Source organism: Streptacidiphilus melanogenes (genome assembly GCF_000787835.1).
Taxonomy (GTDB): domain Bacteria; phylum Actinomycetota; class Actinomycetes; order Streptomycetales; family Streptomycetaceae; genus Streptacidiphilus; species Streptacidiphilus melanogenes.
In genome coordinates this window covers 77,806-95,460 of the sequence record NZ_BBPP01000014.1, presented here as the reverse complement: position 1 = coordinate 95,460, position 17,655 = coordinate 77,806, and the positions used below count along the sequence as shown (strand labels likewise).

Genomic DNA, 17,655 nt, shown 5'->3' with positions numbered 1-17,655 from the left:
GTCCCGCCCTTCGCCCTCATGGCCGGTGTCCCGGCCCGCCGCATCGGCTGGGTCGGCCGCGAGGGCTCCCGCCTCACCGAATCCCCCGACCGCCCCGGGCTCTGGCAGTGCCCGATGACGGGCGCCCGCTACGAGGAGACGGACGGCCTGCTGACCGAGCTCTGAGCCCCCCGCCGGCAGGCGCACCCCGCCCCGCCGCGAGCAGGCAACCGTGTCGTTCCCCCGGCTGAAGCCGGCTCGCGGCGCTCTCCGCCCGAAAGCTCACAGCCCGGCCTGCGGCGGGAACTCAGGCGGGCACCCGTCGCATCGACCCCACGCCGATGCCGGGGCACCCCGCCGGAGGCGCCGACCGGCCGGAGCGGACGCGGCTGGGGGTGTCCCGGCGGGGCCTCCTGGGTGGGTGGCAGGCCTCAGCCGCGGGCTCTCGCGGCCAGAGCCTGGAACGCAGGCCGCCGCAGGGCGAGCGAGAGGGACTCCTCCCAGTCCGGCTGCGCCGCGACGCCCGCGGCGGCCCAGCGGCCGTGGGCGAGGACGCTGTAGGCCGGCCGGACCGCCGGGCGGGGGAAGGCGGCGGTGGTGGTCGGGCGGACGCGTTCGGGGTCCAGCCCGGCGTGGGTGAAGACGGCGCGGGCCAGGCCGTGCCAGGTGGTACGGCCCGAGGACGTGCCGTGGTAGACGCCGGGCGGGGCCTCGCCCGCCATCGCGGAGCGACCGAGAGCGACGAGTTGGCGGGCGAGCGGGAGCGTCCACGTCGGCTGGCCGTGCTGGTCGTCGACGACGTCGACGGTGGGCCGCTCCGCGGCCAGTCGCAGCATCGTGGCGACGAAGTTCCCGCCGTGCTCGCCGTAGAGCCAGGCCGTGCGGACGACGTAGCCCGCCTCCGGCAGGCGCTGGGCGAGCAGCCGCTCGCCCAGCAGCTTGCCGCGGCCGTACGCGTTCGGCGGGGCCGTCGGCGCGTCCTCCGGCTGCGGGTCCGGTGAGGTGCCGGGCAGCACGTAGTCCGTGGAGAGCTGGAGCAGCCGCGCGCCGCTGCTCGCGCACGCGTCCGCGAGCAGGGCCACCGCGTGGCCGTTCACCGCGTCGGCCCGCGACGCCTCGCTCTCCGCCCCGTCGACGTTCGTGTACGCCGCGCAGTTGACGACCACGTCGTGCCCGGCGACGGCGGCCCGCACGGCCGAGGCGTCGGTGACGTCGAGGGCCGCGCGGTCCGCCGCGGTGACCCGGCCCTCCCCCGCCTGCGCCAGCACCGCGCACAGGTCCCGCCCGAGCATGCCTCCGACCCCGGTGACCAGCCAGCGTGTGCCGCCCGGCACGGCCCCCGATACGCCCCCCGGCGCGGTCACTGCTCGGCCACCCGCTGCTTGAGCGGCTCCCACCAGGCGCGGTTCTCGCGGTACCAGGCGACGGTCTCCGCCAGGCCCCGCTCGAAGCGGACCTGGGGCTCGTAGCCCAACTCGTGCCTTGCCTTGCCGATGTCGAGGGAGTAGCGCAGGTCGTGGCCCTTGCGGTCCTCCACCGGGACGACCCGGTCCCAGTCCGCGCCGGTCGCTTCGAGCAGCAGGGCGGTGAGTTCACGGTTCGTCAGCTCGCGTCCTCCGCCCAGGTGGTAGACCTCACCGGCCCGGCCCTTGAGCAGCGCCAGGGCGATGCCGCGGCAGTGGTCAAGGACGTGCAGCCAGTCCCGCACGTTGGCGCCCGTCCCGTACAGCGGCACCGTGCCGCCGTCCAGGAGGTTGGTCGTGAACAGCGGGATGACCTTCTCCGGGAACTGGTACGGCCCGTAGTTGTTGGAGCAGCGCGTCACCACGACGTCCGCGCCGTGGGTCCGGTGGTGGGCCAGGGCCATCAGGTCCGACGAGGCCTTCGACGCCGCGTACGGGGAGTTGGGCGCGAGCGGCCAGTCCTCCGTCCAGGAGCCCTCAGTGATCGAGCCGTAGACCTCGTCGGTGGAGACGTGCACGAACCGGCCCACCCGGTGCCGCCGGGCTGCGTCCAACAGGACCTGCGTGCCCAGCACGTTCGTGGTGACGAAGGGCACCGCCCCGGTGATCGACCGGTCGACGTGCGACTCCGCGGCGAAGTGCACCACCGCGTCCTGCCCGGCGGTCACCTCGTCGACCACCTGCGGGTCGCAGATGTCGCCCTCGACGAACGTGAACCCGGGATGGCCCTCGACCGGGGCCAGATTGGCGCGCACGCCCGAGTAGGTGAGCTTGTCCAGGACGGTGACGCGCGCGCCGTGGAGCGGGGCCCCGGCCACGGTGAGTGTCTGCCGGACGAACTCCGAACCGATGAAACCGGCGCCGCCGGTGACCAGAATCCGCATAGTGCCGCCAGCATAGGCAGAACGCCCGCCCACCCGGGGCGGAACGCCCGCGCGCGGTGGATGAACGTCCGGCGCGGCGGATGAACATCCGTCCGCATCTGTCGAACACCCCTGATTCGCCATCAACTCCCGCTAGCGTGTGCGACATGCGCGGCATCCTTCTCGCGGGCGGCACCGGCAGCAGGTTGTGGCCGCTGACCCGGTCCGTGTCCAAGCAGCTCATGCCCGTCTACGACAAGCCGATGGTCTACTACCCGTTGGCCACCCTGCTGATGGCGGGCATCCAGGAGATCCTGGTGCTCACCGCACCCGACGACCAGGAGCAGTTCCGCCGACTCCTCGGCGACGGTTCCCAGTGGGGCGTCCGGCTGGAGTACCGGGTGCAGGAACGCCCCGAAGGCATCGCGCAGGCGTTCGTCCTCGGGGCCGACTTCATCGGCGGCGAGGCCGTGGCGCTGATTCTCGGCGACAACATCTTCCACGGCAGCGGGCTCGGCACCCGGCTGGCCGAGAACAAGGGACTGGACGGCGGCCACATCTTCGCCTACCAGGTCGCCGACCCGTCGGCCTTCGGCGTCGTCGAGTTCGACGAGACCGGGACGGTGCTCTCGATCGAGGAGAAGCCCGCCCGTCCGCGCTCCCGTTACGCGGTGCCGGGGCTGTACTTCTACGACAACGACGTGGTCGACCTGGCTCGGCAACTGCGGCCCAGCGCCCGCGGCGAGTTGGAGATCACCGACCTCAACCGGGCCTACCTGGACGAGCGGCGGCTGCGCGTGAGCCGGCTGGACCGCGGCACCGTCTGGCTCGACACCGGGACCTTCGAGTCCCTGGTCCAGGCCGCCGAGTACGTGCGGGTCATCGAGCAGCGGCAGGGCCTCAAGGTCGGCTGCGTCGAGGAGATCGCCTGGCGCATGGGCTACATCGACGACGCGCGCCTGGAAGAGCTCGCCCGCCCGCTGACGCGCAGCGGCTACGGCACCTACCTGATGGACCTGCTGGCCACCGGAGGCTCGTGATGAAGATCCGCCCACTCGCCGTCGAGGGCGCCTGGGAGATCACCCCGCAGCAGCACGCCGACCCGCGCGGCAGCTTCCTGGAGTGGTACCGGCCCGACCGCCTCGCCGAGGCGGGCGTCCGCCCGTTCCCGACCGCCCAGGCCAACCTGTCCGTCTCCGCCGCCGACGTGGTCCGCGGCGTGCACTTCGCCGACGTGCCGCCCGGCCAGGCCAAGTACGTCGCCTGCGTCACGGGCGCGGCCTGGGACGTGGTGGTGGACCTGCGCGTCGGCTCGCCGACGTTCGGGCGCTGGGACGCCGTGCTGCTCGACACGGTCGACCGCCGCGCGGTGCATCTGGCCGAGGGCCTCGGCCACGGCTTCTGCTCCCTGTCGGACGACACCACGGTGGTCTACTTCTGCTCCGAGACGTACGCGCCGCAGCGGGAGCACACCGTCCACCCGCTCGACCCCGACCTGGGCATCGTCTGGCCCGTCACCACGCCCCTCCTGTCCGACCGCGACGCCGCCGCCCCGAGCCTCGCCGACCTGCTCGCGGCCGACCGTCTCCCCCGCTACGACGCCGGTACGGACGCGGGAAATTCGATGGCGGTACCGGAACGCCTCTCCCTAACCTCGTCCCAGCGGACGTCGTAGAGGCACAAGGACGCCCGCACCGAGCGTCGAGTGCTGGGACACAACGGGGCCTGTAAAGCCCTGGCCTACGGGCTCGCGGGGTTCGATTCCCTGGCGGCGCACCAACGAAGAACGACCCACGGGGGAACCACGCATGGGCACCAGGCTGAACCAGATCATCGCCGTCGAGAAGGGCGTCAAGGCCAAGGCCTTCGCCGATCTCACCCAGGCCCACCACGACGTGCAGAAGGCCACGCTGTTGACCGGCATCGCCCGGACCTACCAGCCGCGCGACGAGGAAGGCGAGATGTTCCCGCCGGAGTCGACGCGGGTGCAGGTCCACGCGGAGGACGTGCTGCGCACCACCGCGGCCTCGCTGACCCGCCTGTTCGACGTCACCGCGACGAAGGACTGGGCGAACTGCGCGGCGCGCGCGGACGTGCACGTCGACGGCCGGGTGCTGCTGGCGCAGGTGCCGGTGAGCTACCTGCTGTTCCTGGAGAAGCAGTTGGTGGACCTGCACACCTTCGTCAAGAAGCTGCCGGTGCTGGACGCCGCCGAGTCGTGGAACCGGGACGAGTCCACCGACAGCTGGCGGACTGAGCCGGTCAAGACGAACCGCACCAAGAAGGTCAACCGCAACCACGTGAAGGCGGAGGCCACCGAGAAGCACCCGGCCCAGGTCGACGTCTACACCGAGGATGTGACGATCGGTTACTGGACCACGGTGAAGTTCTCCGGTGCGCTGCCGGCCCGGCGGGTCAACGAACTGCTGGAGCGGGTCGAGCGGCTCCAGCAGGCGGTCAAGTTCGCCCGTGAGGAGGCCAACGGCACGGAGGTGCAGGATCAGCGAATCGGTGACGCGGTCTTCGGGTTCCTCTTCGCGTAGTTCGCATCATCTGTAGAGACTCCCCGCCCCCAGTGGGCGGGGTGCGCCAGGAGCGCAAGCTGAAGCTGAAGCTTGTCGTGACGAACGCGGTCCAGTGGAGGTTCGAGTCCTCCCCCCGGCACTTCGCGCCGGGGTAGCCCAACGACGGTAGAGGCAGCCGCGATCAATCTCAGACTCTCGCTCCAGACTCAGCATCCGCCACCCGGCGTCGGATCGACCGAGTGCGGGCAGCACTTGCCGGATGCAGGTTCAACTCCTGCTCTCCGCTCCAGCGTGCGGAGGTAGTTCAAAGGCAGAACACGGCGACTTGAGAATGACCCGCACTCTTAAACGTGCCGACGCCTCCGGAGGTGGCACCACGAGGCCCGGGAGCCGGATATGCTCCCGGGTCTCACTCATGCCCGGACGCGCTGACGCCAGCTCAGCCCCGGGCCCAGCACTGGACCATGGTGAACGTGGTGCCGCGCCGACCGGGCGCGGCCAGCTCCGTCTCCGCCTCGGCCAGCAGGACGTCCAACTCGCCGGGGTCGGTGAAGGCGACCAGGCGCTCGCGCAGCGCCTGGGCCATGTCGAGCGGCATGCGCAGGTAGGGGTGCCCGGGTGCGAGCTGCAGCACCTCGGTGCGGACGCGCGGATTGAGACCGCGCGCGTGCAGCAGCTCGGGGAGCCTGCGACCCGCGTCCATGTCGCCGCCGGCCGTGCGAAACGCCTGGGCCAGCAGTTCGATGACACGCTCCGCGGCGGGCGCAGGGGCCTCGAAGCGCCAGGTGCGACAGTCCGGCTCCTCCAGGGCGAGGAGGCCCCCGGGGGCCAGCAGGGAGAGGTGACTGCTGAGCTGCTCCTCCGCCCGGCCCAGCGGCGCGAGCATCAGCCGGGCGTGGACCAGGTCGAAGCCGTGCCGCTCCAGCTTGGAGACGAACAGGTCGTCCACCAGCAGCCGCACGTTGAGCAGCTTGTCGCGCTCGGCGACGCCCGCGGCGCGCTCCAGCAGAGCCTTGTCGATGTCCGAACCCAGCACCGAGCCGGTGTCGCCCGACCAGGAGCTGAGCAGCCGCAGCCAGCCGAGGGCTCCGCAGCCGACGTCGAGCGCGCGCCGGCCGTGGCCGTCGGCGCCGATCTGCTCCAGCAGCCTTCGGCCAGCCGGCTCCCAGACCTCCGACTGGAGCAGCAGGCGGTCCAGCTCCAGCTCGGTAGCTCGACCAGCCTGACCAGCCAACAGGTAATCGCTCATCGCGTCCCCAACCCGAACCCTCGGCACCGGCGGTCCATCCGTAGAACCGTAGCAATCCGGCCGCCTGGCCGTGGTGCGTCTTGACACAACTCCGACCTGTCGGGGCGAACTGTCGTCGACGGCCGGTACCGGCAGGGCGTCGTCACCGGCAGGCCGCGGCGAGACGGGTGAGTCCGAGGATCGCGTCGACGGTCGGCGTCGGGACCTCGACCACGCGGCCGATCTCTCGAACCGCGCCGACCAGCGCGTCCAGCTCCAGCTCCCGTCCCGCCTCCATGTCCTGGAGCATCGAGGTGCGGAAGGCGCCCAGTTTGCGGGTCACCGCGGTGCGGTCGTCCGGGGTCTCGCCGATCGGGCAGCCGATCCGGGCGCCGATCTCGGCCGCCTCCCGCATCGCGGCGTGGCAGAAGGCCAGCACCAGCTCGTCGTCGATGATCCGGTCGGCGGTCGCCCGGGTCAGCGCGGAGATCGGGTTGGTGGTCATGTTGCCCCAGAGCTTGTACCAGATGTCCGCCTGGATGGACGTGGACGCCGTCGCGTCCAGCCCCGCGCCGCACATCAGCTCCACGAGCGCGGAAAGCCGCGTCGACTCGGTGCGGTCCGGCTCGCCGAGGATGAGCCCGGTCCCGGCGGCGTGCCGGACCAGGCCCGGCTCCGGCGTGGCGCAGCTCATGTGCACCACGCTGCCGACGACGTGCCGCACCGGCACCGCGGCGGAGGCGCGGCCGCCCGGGTCGACGGAGTCGAGCGAGCGGCCCTGGCACGGTCCGCCGAAGCCCTCGAAGAACCACCACGGCACGCCGTTCAGCGCCGGGATCACGACCGTCTCCGGCCCGAGCAGCGGGGTGACCGCCGGCAGCACGGCCGGCAGTGCCTGCGCCTTCACCGCGAGCAGGACCAGGTCCTGCTCCCCCAGTGCGGCGACGGACCCCGGGTCCGCGGAATCGGCGAGCGCGGCGACCGGTGCGGTCAGCAGCGTGCCGTCGGCCTCCCGCACCCGCCAGCCGTGCTCCGCCAGCGCCGCGTGCGTCGCCCCGCGCGCGACCGCGTTCACGGCCGTTCCGACACTCGCCGCCGCCAGCCGCGTGCCGATGAACCCGCCGATCGCGCCCGCGCCTATCACTGTGATCCGCATGGCGTGAACCTACCCCCTGCGCGGCGCGTACTCCCGGGAAGAGCCGTCACACGTCACACAGGAAAGGAGGCGAGCGGGATGCGGCGCATCATCGCGACGGCGTCGCTGGTCACTCTGCTGAGCCTGGCCGGCACCGCCCCGGCGTGGGCGGGCGCGGGCAACCCCAACGGCACCGGCCCGCCGAGCCAGAACTGCCAGATGATCGAGGGCGCCGGCGGCACCACGCCGGGCCACGCGGCGAACTCCCCGGGCTCGCCCTTCGACGAACCGGGCATCAACACTCCGAACGGCGGCACGGGCGGCCAGCACTACAGCCCCAACTCGCAGTACGACGTGGCCTGCTTCCACGTCTCCACCCGGGGCTGACCCCTCACGGGGCCGGCCCGACGGCGTCTCTCACGGATCAGGCACGCCCCGCATGATCCGTAAGAGAGGCCCTAGCCGCGTACGTGCTGCAGCCAGGCCGGGCGGCCGGCCAAGGTGCGGGCACGCTTCGCCGCCTCGGCGGCGGCGAGCTCCTCCGGGGTGGCGAAGCAGCGCGGGATCCACTCCTGGGAGCGGGCGACGCGTGCGGCCAAGTGCCGCACGTAGGCGTCCCGCAACGCGTCCGGGCCCGGGAAGCCGGGCTCGGACGCCAGCCACTCGTCCGGGACCTCGGCCGCGACCTCGCGCAGCAGCCCCTCCGTGACCAGCGGCGCGAGCACCGCGTCCGCGGCGAGCACGTCCGGCGCGTAGCCGCCGAGGGCGTGCGCGGACATGTCGTACGCCTTGCCCACGGCCTCCTCCGCGCCCTCCCACCGGTGGTGGAAGATCAGCGCGGCGCCGTGGTCGATCAGCCAGAGCCGACGGTGCCAGACCATCAGGTTCGGGTTGCGGACGGTCCGGTCCACGTTGCCGACGAGTGCGTCGAACCAGACCACTCGGCCCGCCTCCGCGGGGGTGAGGTCGACGCCGTCCTGGCCGGGCGTGAAGTCGGTGGCCCCCGGCAGGTAGTCCATGCCGAGGTTCAGGCCCGCGCTCGCCCGGTGCAGATCCTGGACCTCCTGGTCCGGCTCGTGCGCGGAGACGGCAGGGTCGAACCGGATCAGCACCAGCTCCGGCACGCGCAGCCCGAGCCGACGGGCCAGCTCTCCGACGAGCACCTCGGCGACCAGCGCCTTGCGCCCCTGTGCGGCGGCGTGGAACTTCACCACGTAGGTCCCGCAGTCGTCCGTCTCCACGACGGCGGGCAGCGACCCGCCCGTGCGCAGCGGCTCGAGGTAGTCCAGCGCGGTCACCTCGGCGAGCTCGCCGTTCGTGGTCATCCTCTCCGCCTCCCTCCGCCCGCAGAGCCAGGACCCCGTGCCCACCAGCAGATCCACCCAGTCAAGCATCGGTCGCCCTCGTCCCGCGCGGCCTGCCCCGCCCGCCGAGGCCGGCGAGCAGCCGTCCCAGGACGTCCACCTCGGCCCCGGTGCAGCTGGCCGTGAACCAGTCCTCGGCCACCTCCTCCGCGCTGGCGGTCATCTCCGCCAGCAGCCCCCGCCCGGTCCCGGTCAGCGCGGCGTACGCGACCCGCGCGTCACGGGGGTCCTTCTCCCGCTCCACCAACCCGATCCGCTCCAGCGGCCCGAGCGCCCGCGTCACCCCGGACGCGGTCAGCCCCAACGCCGCGGCGAGGTCCACCCTGCGCAGGCGGCCGCGCTCGGCCGCACCGAGGTGCAGCAGGATCTGCAGGTCGGCATAGCTGATGCCGTGCCGGTTGGAAAGGACGGAGTCGAGCTGCTTCACCATGGCCGCATGGGCGCGGGTGAGACGCAGTGCGGTGTCGAGCGGGTCTGGCATGACCCGAACGCTAACAGAAACTTGAGGACTCAAGTACCGATTAAGTTGCACGGTCCAGGGGCGAGCTCAGAGTGCACAAAGGCCCGCTCCTCCCCCAGAGGGAAAGAGCGGGCCTCGGTGTGCCGGGCGTCAGCCCCGGAGCGTCGCGCCCACGCGGGTGGCGGCCTCGGCGACGGCCGACTCGCGGGCCGCGGAGGCCTCGTCCGCCGTGAGCGTGCGGTCCGCCGCACGGAAGCGGAGCGCGTAGGCCAGGGACTTCCTGCCCTCGCCGACGCTCTCGCCCCGGTAGACGTCGAACAGCCGCAGCGACTCGAGCAGCGACCCCGCGCCCGCGCGGAGCGCGGCCTCGACGTCGGCGGCCTTGACGGCGTCGTCGACGATCAGCGCCACGTCCTGCGTCGCCACCGGGAAGGTGGAGATCTTCGGACCCTCGGCTTTCACCGCGCCGCCCGCCGTCAGCAGGTCCAGATCCAGCTCCATCGCGCAGGTGCGCTCCGGCAGGTTCAGGGACTTGACGACGCGCGGGTGCAGCTCGCCCGCGTGGCCGACCAGCTGCTCACCGACGTAGAGCGCGGCGCAGCGGCCCGGGTGCCACGGGGTGTGCTGGTCCTGGCGGACCGTCAGCGACACGCCCGCCGCGTCCGCGACGGTCCGCGCCGCCTCGACGGCGTCGGCCCAGGTCCACGCCTGCGGCTTGCCCCACCAGCCCTGCGGGTCGCGGTGACCTGCGAACACCGCGCCGACCCGGTACGGCTGACGCGGCAGGGCCGCGTCCAGCTGCGCGATCTCGTCCCCGGTGGGACGGCGGTCGACCGGCAGGCGCGGCGCGTGGTACAGCGTCTCCGCGGTGCCGTCGACACGGAAGACCCGGCCGAGCTCGAACAGCGCCACGTCCGTGGTGCCACGGCCGACGTTGCGGTGCAGCGCGCCGAGCAGACCCGGCAGCAGCGTGGTGCGGAGGGACGGCTCCTCGTGCGAGATCGGGTTGGCGATCTTCACCGTCTCGCGGCGCGGGTCGCCCGCCTCGATGCCGAGGGCGTCCAGGACGGCCTCGCCGATGAACGGGTAGTTCTGCACCTCGACCTGGCCGGACGAGGCCAGCGCCACACCGATGCGGCGACGCAGGCGCTGCGCCTCCGTCAGACCGCGGCCCGCGGGGACGTCCGGCAGCGTGGAGGGCAGGTTCTCGTAGCCCTCGAGCCGGATGACCTCCTCGCAGAGGTCGTTCGGGTCGGTCAGGTCGGGACGCCAGGTCGGCGGGGTTACCACGAGGACGTCGCTGCCGACGACCGTGCAGCCGACCTCCTGGAGGCGGCGGACGACGGTCTCGCGGCCGTACTCCTGTCCCGCGACGCGGTCCGGGAGATCGGCGGCGATGGAGATCGAGTGCACCGGGTGCGGCGCGACGATGTCGGTCACGCCCGCCTCGGCGGTGCCGCCCGCGACCAGGACCAGCAGGTCCACGGCGCGCTGCGCGGCGGCCTTGGTGGCCTCCGGGTCGACGCCGCGCTCGAAGCGCTTGGCCGCCTCGGAGGGCAGCTTGTGGCGGCGCGCGCTGCGGGCGATCGAGACCGGCGCGAAGTGCGCGGCCTCGATGACGATCTCGCTGGTGCCGGTGACCTCGCCCGTCTCCGGGTCGACCACCGGGTCGGCGATCTCGGTGCCCGCCCCGCCCATGACGCCGGCGATGCCGATGGGACCCGCGTTGTCGCAGATCAGCAGGTCCTCGGCGTCGAGGGTGCGCTCCACGCCGTCCAGCGTGCGCAGCTTCTCCCCCGCGTTCGCACGACGGACGGTGATCGCACCGTCGATGCGGTGCCGGTCGTAGGCGTGCAGCGGCTGGCCCATCTCGAGCATCACGTAGTTGGTGATGTCGACGGCCAGCGAGATCGGGCGCATGCCCGCCTTCTGGATCCGGCGCTGCATCCAGATCGGCGACTTCGCAGCCGGGTCGACGCCGACGACGCTGCGCGCGACGAAGCGGTCGCAGCCGGCCTGGTCCTCGACCTTGACCAGCGGGCCGTAGGAGTTGGCCGGCGGCACGTCGATCAGGGCCGGGTCGCGCAGCGGCAGGTCGAACGCGATGGCCGTCTCCCGGGCGACGCCGCGCAGCGACAGGCAGTAGCCGCGGTCGGCGGTGACGGCGATGTCGAGCACCTCGTCGACCAGCTCCAGCAGCTCGATCGCGTCGGTGCCGGGCTCGTACTCCGGCGGCAGCACGATGATGCCGTCGTGGTCGTCGCCCATGCCCAGCTCGCGGGCCGAGCAGATCATGCCCTCGGAGGTCTTGCCGTAGGTCTGGCGTGCGGCGATCGGGAACGGGCCGGGCAGCACCGCGCCCGGCAGCACCACGACGACCTTGTCGCCGACGGCGAAGTTCCGCGCGCCGCAGACGATGTTCTGCGGCTCGCCGGTGCCGTTGGCGTCGCCGACGTCCACCTGGCAGTAGCGGATCGGCTTCTTGAACTCGGTGAGCTCCTCGATCGCGAGGACGTGGCCGACGACCAGCGGGCCCTTGAGGTCGGCGCCGAGCTGCTCGACGCCCTCGACCTCGAGGCCGGCGCGGATCAGCTTGGCCTGGATGTCTCGGCCGGTCTCGCCAGCAGGGAGGTCGACGTACTCCCGCAGCCAGGAAAGCGGGACGCGCATCAGATCTCCATCCCGAACGGGAGGGTGAAGCGCACGTCACCCTCGACGATGTCTCGCATGTCCTCGACGTTGTGCCGGAACATGAGCATGCGCTCGATGCCGAAGCCGAACGCGAAGCCGCTGTACTTGTTGGGGTCGATGCCGCAGGCGACCAGCACGCGCGGGTTGACCATGCCGCAGCCGCCGAGCTCGATCCAGCCCTCGGAGGAGCAGGTCCGGCAGGGACGGTCCGGGTTGCCGACGGACTCGCCGCGGCAGACGAAGCAGACCATGTCCATCTCGGCGGACGGCTCGGTGAAGGGGAAGTAGTTCGGGCGCAGGCGGGTGGAGATGCCCTCGCCGAAGAGCGACTCGACCATGTGGTCGAGCGTGCCCTTCAGGTCCGCCATGGTCAGGCCCTCGTCCACGGCGAGCAGCTCGACCTGGTTGAAGACGGGGGTGTGCGTGGCGTCCAGCTCGTCGCTGCGGAAGACGCGGCCGGGGCAGATCACATAGACCGGCGGCTCGGCGGCGGCCAGCAGTGAACGGATCTGCACGCCGGAGGTGTGCGTGCGCAGGACGACGGAGTCGGCGTCCTTGAGGAAGAAGGTGTCCTGGGTGGAGCGCGCCGGGTGGTCCGGGCCCATGTTGAGCGCGTCGAAGTTCAGCCACTCGGCCTCGACCTCGGGGCCCTCGGCGACGGAGTAACCCATGGCCGTGAAGACGTCCATCAGCCGCTCGGCGAAGGTCGTCAGCGGGTGCCGGCCACCGCGCGGGGCGCGGTCGTAGGGCAGCGTGACGTCCACGGCCTCCTCGACCAGCACGCGCGCGTCGCGCTCGGCCTCGAGCTCGACCTTGCGCGCGGCGAACGCCTTGTTGACCCCGCCCCGGGCGGCGCCGACGCGCTTGCCGGCCTCGGCCTTCGCGGCCGGCGGCAGCGCGCCGATCTCACGGTTGGCGAGCGCGAGCGGGGAGCGGTCCCCCATGTGCGCGACCTTGGCCTCGTGCAGAGCGTCGAGGTCCGTGGCGGCGGCGAAGGCGGCAAGCGCCTCGTCGCGCAGACGCTCGATCTCCTCCGGCTTCAGAGCCTCGACCTCCACGGGGTCGTACGACTTGTTGGGTGCGGACATCTCTCTCTTCCCATTTGCGGCGACGCGCGGCCAAAACTTGAGTCTAATGGGTTGCCGAAGTCGGACGGTTCGCCGTCCGTGCAGGGCCGTGCGCGCGCCGTGGATTACGCCAGAACCTCAGGAATCCCCGGCGGCAGAATAAATCGGAAACTCGCACCGCCCTCGGGCCCGCGGTCGACACGGATCGTCCCGCCGTGCGCCTCGACGATGCCCTTGACGATGTAGAGGCCCAGGCCCGTGCCGCCGCGCTTGCTGCCGCGCCAGAAGCGGGTGAAGACGCGCGGGATCGACTCCTCGGGGATGCCTGGCCCCTGGTCGCTCACCGTCACCGCCGTCCCTTCGCGCACCCGGCCCGAAGCCTCCTCGGACTTCGCGGGTTCGACATCGATGGTGACAGTGCCCTCGCCGTGCCGCACGGCATTTTCCAGCAGGTTCCCCAGCACCTGGTCGATCTTGTCCGAGTCCGCCCACAGCAGCGGCAGCGGCTCGCCGACCCGCACTTCGAAACGTTCCTCCGGAACGCCCGCGGCGACGAGCCCGTCGACGTGGCGCCGCACCGCGGTGTCCAGACGCACGGGCTGGCGGCGCACCTCCAGGCGGCCCGAGTCGATGCGGGAGATGTCGAGCAGTTCCGCGATCAGACGGGTGACCCGGTTCGCGTCCGCGTCGACCGTCTCCAGCATCAGCTTCTTCTGGTCCTCGGTGAACCGCTCCCACTTCTGCAGCAAGGTCGCGGTGAAGCCCTTGACGCTCGTCAGCGGGGAGCGCAGCTCGTGCGCGACGGTGGCGATCAGCTCCGCGTGGCTGCGCTCGGTCCGGCGCCGCGCCTCGGTGCCTCGCAGCGCGACGACGACGCGCTGCACCGGCCCGCGCCCGTCGCGCACGTAGCGCACGGAGACGAGGACCTCCCGGCCGCCGGGACCGGGCAGCAGCAGGTTGCGCTCGGGCTGCCGGGTGCGGATGTCGAGCCCACCGTAGGGGTCGGTGAGCTGCCACCAGCGACGGCCCTCGAGATCCTCCAGCGGCAGGGCCTCCTCCAGCGGGCGGCCGAGGACGTTCTCCGCGGACAGCCCGGTGACCCGCGCCGCGGCGCCGTTGAAGACGACCACGCAGCCGGTCTCGTCGGCGACCAGCAACCCGTCGGGGAGATCCTCCGGATCGAGCGAGACGTTCGATGAGGTCACGGACGCGACACGCTGGCGCGGGAACTGACTCGTCATCGGCTCGCCTCCTCCCCCAACCCTCGGAATGGTCACCCTAGGGTCTGCCTTCGAGCCCGCGCCAGATCAGTCCGGGCCGGATGGAGCGGTCAACTGCAAGGCGGGGGATCGGCCTCGTACCGGACGTACTCGGGCGATTCGACAACGCAGCAGGTGGCCGTGCCAGGCGGGCCGGGCCTGGTGGGGGCTCGAAGACAGACCCTAGCGAAGACGGCCCTACCCACGGCAGTCAGGAGCGACACCCTGCGGGCGCACGCTGGGCGCGCGCGGAGGCGTACAGGCAGACGGCGGCGGCCGTGGCGAGGTTCAGCGACTCGGCGTGGCCGTGGATCGGCACCCGCACCACCTCGTCCGCGAGCTTGCGGGTGGCCTCGGGCAGGCCCCACGCCTCGTTGCCGAAGAGCCACGCGGTCGGGGCGCCGAGGGTGCCCTCGTCCAGCTCCGCGTCGAGGTCGCGCTCGCCCGCGCCGTCCGCGGCCAGGACCCGGATGCCGGCCTCGCGCAGCCCGGCGACGGCCTGCTCGACGGGCACGCCGACGGCCACGGGCAGGTGGTAGAGGCTGCCGACGGAGGCTCGCACGGCCTTGGGGTTGTAGAGGTCGACGGAGGCGTCGGTCAGCACGACGGCATCCGCTCCGGCCGCGTCGGCCGTCCGCAGCACCGTGCCGGCGTTGCCGGGGTCGCGGACGTTGGCGAGCAGGGCGACCAGTTTGGGCTTGGCTGCGAGCACGGCCTCGAAGGACGTGTCGACGAAGCGGCAGATGGCGACGATGCCCTGCGGCGTCACCGTGTCGCACACCGCGGCGATGACCTCGTCGGTGGCGGTCAGCACCGGCACCCGCTCGGCCCGGGCCCGGGCGAGGAGGTCGGCGTGGCGCTCGGCCGCCTCGAGGGTGGTGTAGATCTCCACCACGGAGTGGCTGCCGTCCGGGAGCGTGCCGAAGTCCACGGCCTCGCGCACGGCCTGCGGGCCCTCGGCGAGGAAGCGCCGCTCCTTGCCGCGCTGGGCTCGGCGGGAGAGCCGCCGGGCGGCGTTGACCCGGGGCGAGCGCAGGGAGGTGAGCTCGGGCTGGGACGACGGGTGCGGCAGGGACATCGCGGTGATCATCACTCCGGGGCCTGAGGGGTTCAGCCATAGAACGGGTCAGGCCCGCAGGGGGTCACCCCCTGCGGGCCCGGTTGCTTCCACCCTGCGGGTGGGAGGTGCTACTGCGCTACCGCGGCAGTCACTCAGGCGGCGGCGTCGGCCTTCGGCGCGTTGACGTCGGCCGGCAGCGCCTTGCGGGCGGCCTCGACCAGCGCCTCGAACGCGGCGGAGTCGTTGACGGCCAGCTCGGCCAGCATCTTGCGGTCGATCTCGATGTTGGCAGCCTTCAGGCCCTGGATCAGGCGGTTGTAGGTCATGCCGTTCGCGCGGGCGGCCGCGTTGATGCGCTGGATCCAGAGCTGACGGAAGTCGCCCTTGCGCTTCTTACGGTCGTTGTAGTTGTAGACGAACGAGTGGGTGACCTGCTCCTTCGCCTTGCGGTACAGGCGCGAGCGCTGGCCACGGTAACCGCTCGCCAGCTCGAGGATGACCCGGCGCTTCTTGTGGGCGTTCACTGCCCGCTTGACGCGTGCCACGTTATTACTCCTTCAAAGGGACCGCGGTGGGTGTCACACGGCCCGGTTACTGATGTGGTCGAAAAGGATCAGCAGGCCCCGAGGGGCTGCGATCACTTGCCGAGAAGCTTCTTGATCTTCTTCGCGTCGGCGGGGGCAGCCTCGACGGTGCCGGCCAGACGGCGGGTCAGCGTCGACGACTTGTGCTCGAGCAGGTGACGGCGACCGGCGCGCTGGCGCAGGACCTTGCCGGAGCCGGTGAGCTTGAAGCGCTTGCTGGCACCGGAGTGCGTCTTGTTCTTCGGCATGTCGCCGTACTCTCCTCGTCGGTCCGCTCCCGCCCGTTCCGCCTCGCGGCGGCCCGAGCGGGAGCGCTTCGTTTCTGACAGGGACTCTCCGGGTGGGCACTCGGAGAGCCGGGTGGTGCAGGCGCGTCCGGCGATCAGCCGGCCGCAGCCTCCGTGCCGGCCGGAGCCGGTGTCTCGGTGTCGTCCGCAGCCTCGGGCTGCTCCTCCACCGGGGCCGGGGTGGCCTCGTCGACAGCCTCGACCTCGTCGGCCGCGTCGTCGACAGCCTCGACCTCGTCGGCCGCCTCGTCGTCGGCACCGCCCTGACGACGCGGGGTGACACCGGCCTGCGCCGCGGCCTTGCGGGCGGCCTGGGCCTCGCGGGCCTCGGCCATGGCCTCGGTCTTCTTCTTGTGCGGACCGAGAACCATGATCATGTTTCGGCCGTCCTGCTTCGGCGAGGACTCGACGAAGCCGAGGTCCTGCACGTCCTCCGCCAGACGCTGCAGCAGTCGAAAGCCCAGCTCGGGGCGGGACTGCTCACGGCCACGGAACATGATCGTGATCTTGACCTTGTCGCCCTGCTTGAGGAACCGAACGACGTGACCCTTCTTGGTCTCGTAGTCGTGCGGGTCGATCTTCGGCCGGAGCTTCATCTCCTTGATGACCGTGTGCGCCTGGTTCTTCCGCGCCTCACGGGCCTTCATCGCCGACTCGTACTTGAACTTGCCGTAGTCCATGAGCTTGCACACCGGCGGGCGTGCGGTCGCAGCGACCTCGACCAGGTCGAGGTCGTACTCCTGCGCGAGCTCAAGCGCCTTGGCAAGCGGCACAATGCCGACCTGCTCGCCGCTAGGACCGACGAGTCGCACCTCGGGGACGCGAATCCGGTCGTTGATGCGGGGCTCGGTGCTGATGGATCCTCCTCGGTTGCACCCCGCGGCTTGCCGGGCGGCAGCCGCGTTCGCTGGCTGGGTACCGCCACACAGAGCTTCATTCGTGCCGCGGTACCTGCTGACAGTGCACCGCGGGCACGAAAAAAGCCCCGCATGACGCGCAGGCGGAGCTCCATCCATGGCACAACCGACTCTGCGGAACGCCGCCGCGACAGCGGCGCGACGAACCACATCGTCTGGACCATTGACCCGACGACCGTGAGGTCGATGCGGGTGGGAAGTCGGAGCCTCCACTTGCGGGCCGGGACTGCGTCAGCCGTACGGACGGCAGAGCGGTACCTGGCCGGTCTCAGCTTGCAAGCATAGCAGCGTCACGCGATACCGCAGAATTCCCGCTCGCGGGGGTGGTTCCGGCAGACTGCGGGGAGACATCAGTTCTTCTGGAATGAGACCCATGAGCGACGCGACCCCCTCCCCCGACTTCGACGACCTCACGCGCGACATCGCCGACGTCCCCGCCGTCGAGGTCATCACGACCGTCGCCGTCCACCTGATGAGCGCCGCCGCGGTGAACCTGGGACTCGCGGAGGGCGGCGAGGCGCACAAGGATCTCGACGAGGCCCGCAAGCTCATCACCGCGCTGGCCGGCCTGGTCACCGCGGGCGCGCCGGAGATCAGCAACTTCCACGCGGCACCGCTGCGGGACGGCCTCAAGAGCCTCCAGCTGGCCTTCCGCGAAGCCTCCCTCGTCCCGGACGCCCCGGGCGCCGGCCCGGGCGAGAAGTTCACCGGCCCGGTCTACAGCTGAGCCGTCACCTCTCCGACCACGGGGAGTGGCACCGGCTCAGGGGCGC

The 17,655-nt window shown here is 71.9% G+C and carries 18 protein-coding genes, 1 tRNA gene and 1 pseudogene; 7 read left to right on the top strand and 13 right to left on the bottom strand.

All coding sequences use genetic code 11. The annotated features are described in order from the left end of the window. A pseudogene (locus tag TR49_RS17550) lies at window positions 1-165 on the top strand (N-acetyltransferase); the annotation flags it as partial. Between the two features lie 245 nt (window positions 166-410). Here the strand turns inward: TR49_RS17550 and rfbD are convergent. Together rfbD and rfbB are read right to left on the bottom strand one after the other, a co-directional pair. Continuing rightward, window positions 411-1,271 carry a dTDP-4-dehydrorhamnose reductase gene (rfbD, locus tag TR49_RS17545; protein WP_042382866.1) on the bottom strand — a complete coding sequence of 287 codons (861 nt, stop codon included), beginning with the start codon at window positions 1,269-1,271 and terminating at the stop codon, window positions 411-413. A gap of 68 nt (window positions 1,272-1,339) precedes the next feature. Beyond that, window positions 1,340-2,326 carry a dTDP-glucose 4,6-dehydratase gene (rfbB, locus tag TR49_RS17540; RefSeq protein ID WP_042382775.1) on the bottom strand — a complete coding sequence of 329 codons (987 nt, stop codon included), beginning with the start codon at window positions 2,324-2,326 and terminating at the stop codon, window positions 1,340-1,342. A 146-nt stretch (window positions 2,327-2,472) separates the two neighbouring features. Here rfbB and rfbA point away from each other — a divergent pair, with 146 nt between their 5' ends. From rfbA to TR49_RS17525, 4 genes are all read left to right on the top strand, one after another. After that, complete coding sequence (gene rfbA / locus TR49_RS17535; RefSeq protein ID WP_042382864.1) at window positions 2,473-3,345, top strand: glucose-1-phosphate thymidylyltransferase RfbA; 873 nt, start codon at window positions 2,473-2,475, stop codon at window positions 3,343-3,345. After that, a complete protein-coding gene (locus tag TR49_RS17530; RefSeq protein ID WP_042382773.1) occupies window positions 3,345-3,980 on the top strand; it encodes a dTDP-4-dehydrorhamnose 3,5-epimerase family protein in 636 nt (211 codons plus the stop codon). The genes rfbA and TR49_RS17530 overlap by 1 nt, the downstream gene beginning before the upstream one ends. Window positions 3,981-4,003: 23 nt before the next feature. After that, a tRNA-Tyr gene (locus TR49_RS42885) sits at window positions 4,004-4,084 on the top strand. Between the two features lie 29 nt (window positions 4,085-4,113). After that, window positions 4,114-4,848: a DUF7873 family protein gene (locus TR49_RS17525; protein ID WP_042382771.1), complete on the top strand. Its 735-nt coding sequence runs from the start codon at window positions 4,114-4,116 to the stop codon at window positions 4,846-4,848. A gap of 421 nt (window positions 4,849-5,269) precedes the next feature. Here the strand turns inward: TR49_RS17525 and TR49_RS17520 are convergent, their stop codons facing one another. Together TR49_RS17520 and TR49_RS17515 are read right to left on the bottom strand one after the other, a co-directional pair. Further along, the gene (locus TR49_RS17520; RefSeq protein WP_042382769.1) at window positions 5,270-6,079 is read right to left on the bottom strand and encodes a class I SAM-dependent methyltransferase; all 810 of its coding nucleotides are present in this window, start codon (window positions 6,077-6,079) and stop codon (window positions 5,270-5,272) included. Window positions 6,080-6,221: 142 nt separating this feature from the next. Beyond that, the gene (locus tag TR49_RS17515; protein ID WP_042382767.1) at window positions 6,222-7,214 is read right to left on the bottom strand and encodes a 2-dehydropantoate 2-reductase; all 993 of its coding nucleotides are present in this window, start codon (window positions 7,212-7,214) and stop codon (window positions 6,222-6,224) included. Window positions 7,215-7,292: 78 nt separating this feature from the next. Here TR49_RS17515 and TR49_RS17510 point away from each other — a divergent pair, with 78 nt between their 5' ends. Continuing rightward, window positions 7,293-7,580 (top strand): hypothetical protein, encoded by a 288-nt coding sequence (locus tag TR49_RS17510; protein WP_042382765.1) that lies wholly within the window; start codon window positions 7,293-7,295, stop codon window positions 7,578-7,580. 71 nt (window positions 7,581-7,651) lie between these two features. Here the strand turns inward: TR49_RS17510 and TR49_RS17505 are convergent, their stop codons facing one another. The 9 genes from TR49_RS17505 to infC form a co-directional block, all read right to left on the bottom strand. Beyond that, window positions 7,652-8,518, bottom strand: coding sequence for a HipA family kinase (locus TR49_RS17505; protein ID WP_042382763.1), 867 nt, complete (start codon window positions 8,516-8,518; stop codon window positions 7,652-7,654). 61 nt (window positions 8,519-8,579) lie between these two features. Next, a complete protein-coding gene (locus TR49_RS17500; RefSeq protein WP_042382761.1) occupies window positions 8,580-9,038 on the bottom strand; it encodes a MarR family winged helix-turn-helix transcriptional regulator in 459 nt (152 codons plus the stop codon). A gap of 129 nt (window positions 9,039-9,167) precedes the next feature. Beyond that, window positions 9,168-11,687: a phenylalanine--tRNA ligase subunit beta gene (gene pheT / locus TR49_RS17495; protein WP_042382760.1), complete on the bottom strand. Its 2,520-nt coding sequence runs from the start codon at window positions 11,685-11,687 to the stop codon at window positions 9,168-9,170. Next, the gene (pheS, locus tag TR49_RS17490; RefSeq protein ID WP_042382759.1) at window positions 11,687-12,796 is read right to left on the bottom strand and encodes a phenylalanine--tRNA ligase subunit alpha; all 1,110 of its coding nucleotides are present in this window, start codon (window positions 12,794-12,796) and stop codon (window positions 11,687-11,689) included. The genes pheT and pheS overlap by 1 nt, the downstream gene beginning before the upstream one ends. Window positions 12,797-12,900: 104 nt before the next feature. Beyond that, window positions 12,901-14,016: a sensor histidine kinase gene (locus TR49_RS17485; protein ID WP_042382758.1), complete on the bottom strand. Its 1,116-nt coding sequence runs from the start codon at window positions 14,014-14,016 to the stop codon at window positions 12,901-12,903. 229 nt (window positions 14,017-14,245) lie between these two features. After that, window positions 14,246-15,112 (bottom strand): TrmH family RNA methyltransferase, encoded by an 867-nt coding sequence (locus TR49_RS17480; RefSeq protein WP_042382863.1) that lies wholly within the window; start codon window positions 15,110-15,112, stop codon window positions 14,246-14,248. A gap of 134 nt (window positions 15,113-15,246) precedes the next feature. Then, window positions 15,247-15,639: a 50S ribosomal protein L20 gene (rplT, locus tag TR49_RS17475; protein ID WP_042364317.1), complete on the bottom strand. Its 393-nt coding sequence runs from the start codon at window positions 15,637-15,639 to the stop codon at window positions 15,247-15,249. Window positions 15,640-15,731: 92 nt separating this feature from the next. After that, the gene (gene rpmI, locus TR49_RS17470) at window positions 15,732-15,926 is read right to left on the bottom strand and encodes a 50S ribosomal protein L35 (RefSeq protein ID WP_042364316.1); all 195 of its coding nucleotides are present in this window, start codon (window positions 15,924-15,926) and stop codon (window positions 15,732-15,734) included. 134 nt (window positions 15,927-16,060) lie between these two features. Further along, window positions 16,061-16,894: a translation initiation factor IF-3 gene (gene infC, locus TR49_RS17465; RefSeq protein WP_084724982.1), complete on the bottom strand. Its 834-nt coding sequence runs from the start codon at window positions 16,892-16,894 to the stop codon at window positions 16,061-16,063. Window positions 16,895-17,255: 361 nt separating this feature from the next. Here infC and TR49_RS17460 point away from each other — a divergent pair, with 361 nt between their 5' ends. Continuing rightward, the gene (locus TR49_RS17460; RefSeq protein WP_042382755.1) at window positions 17,256-17,609 is read left to right on the top strand and encodes a DUF1844 domain-containing protein; all 354 of its coding nucleotides are present in this window, start codon (window positions 17,256-17,258) and stop codon (window positions 17,607-17,609) included. Window positions 17,610-17,655 lie beyond the last annotated feature (46 nt).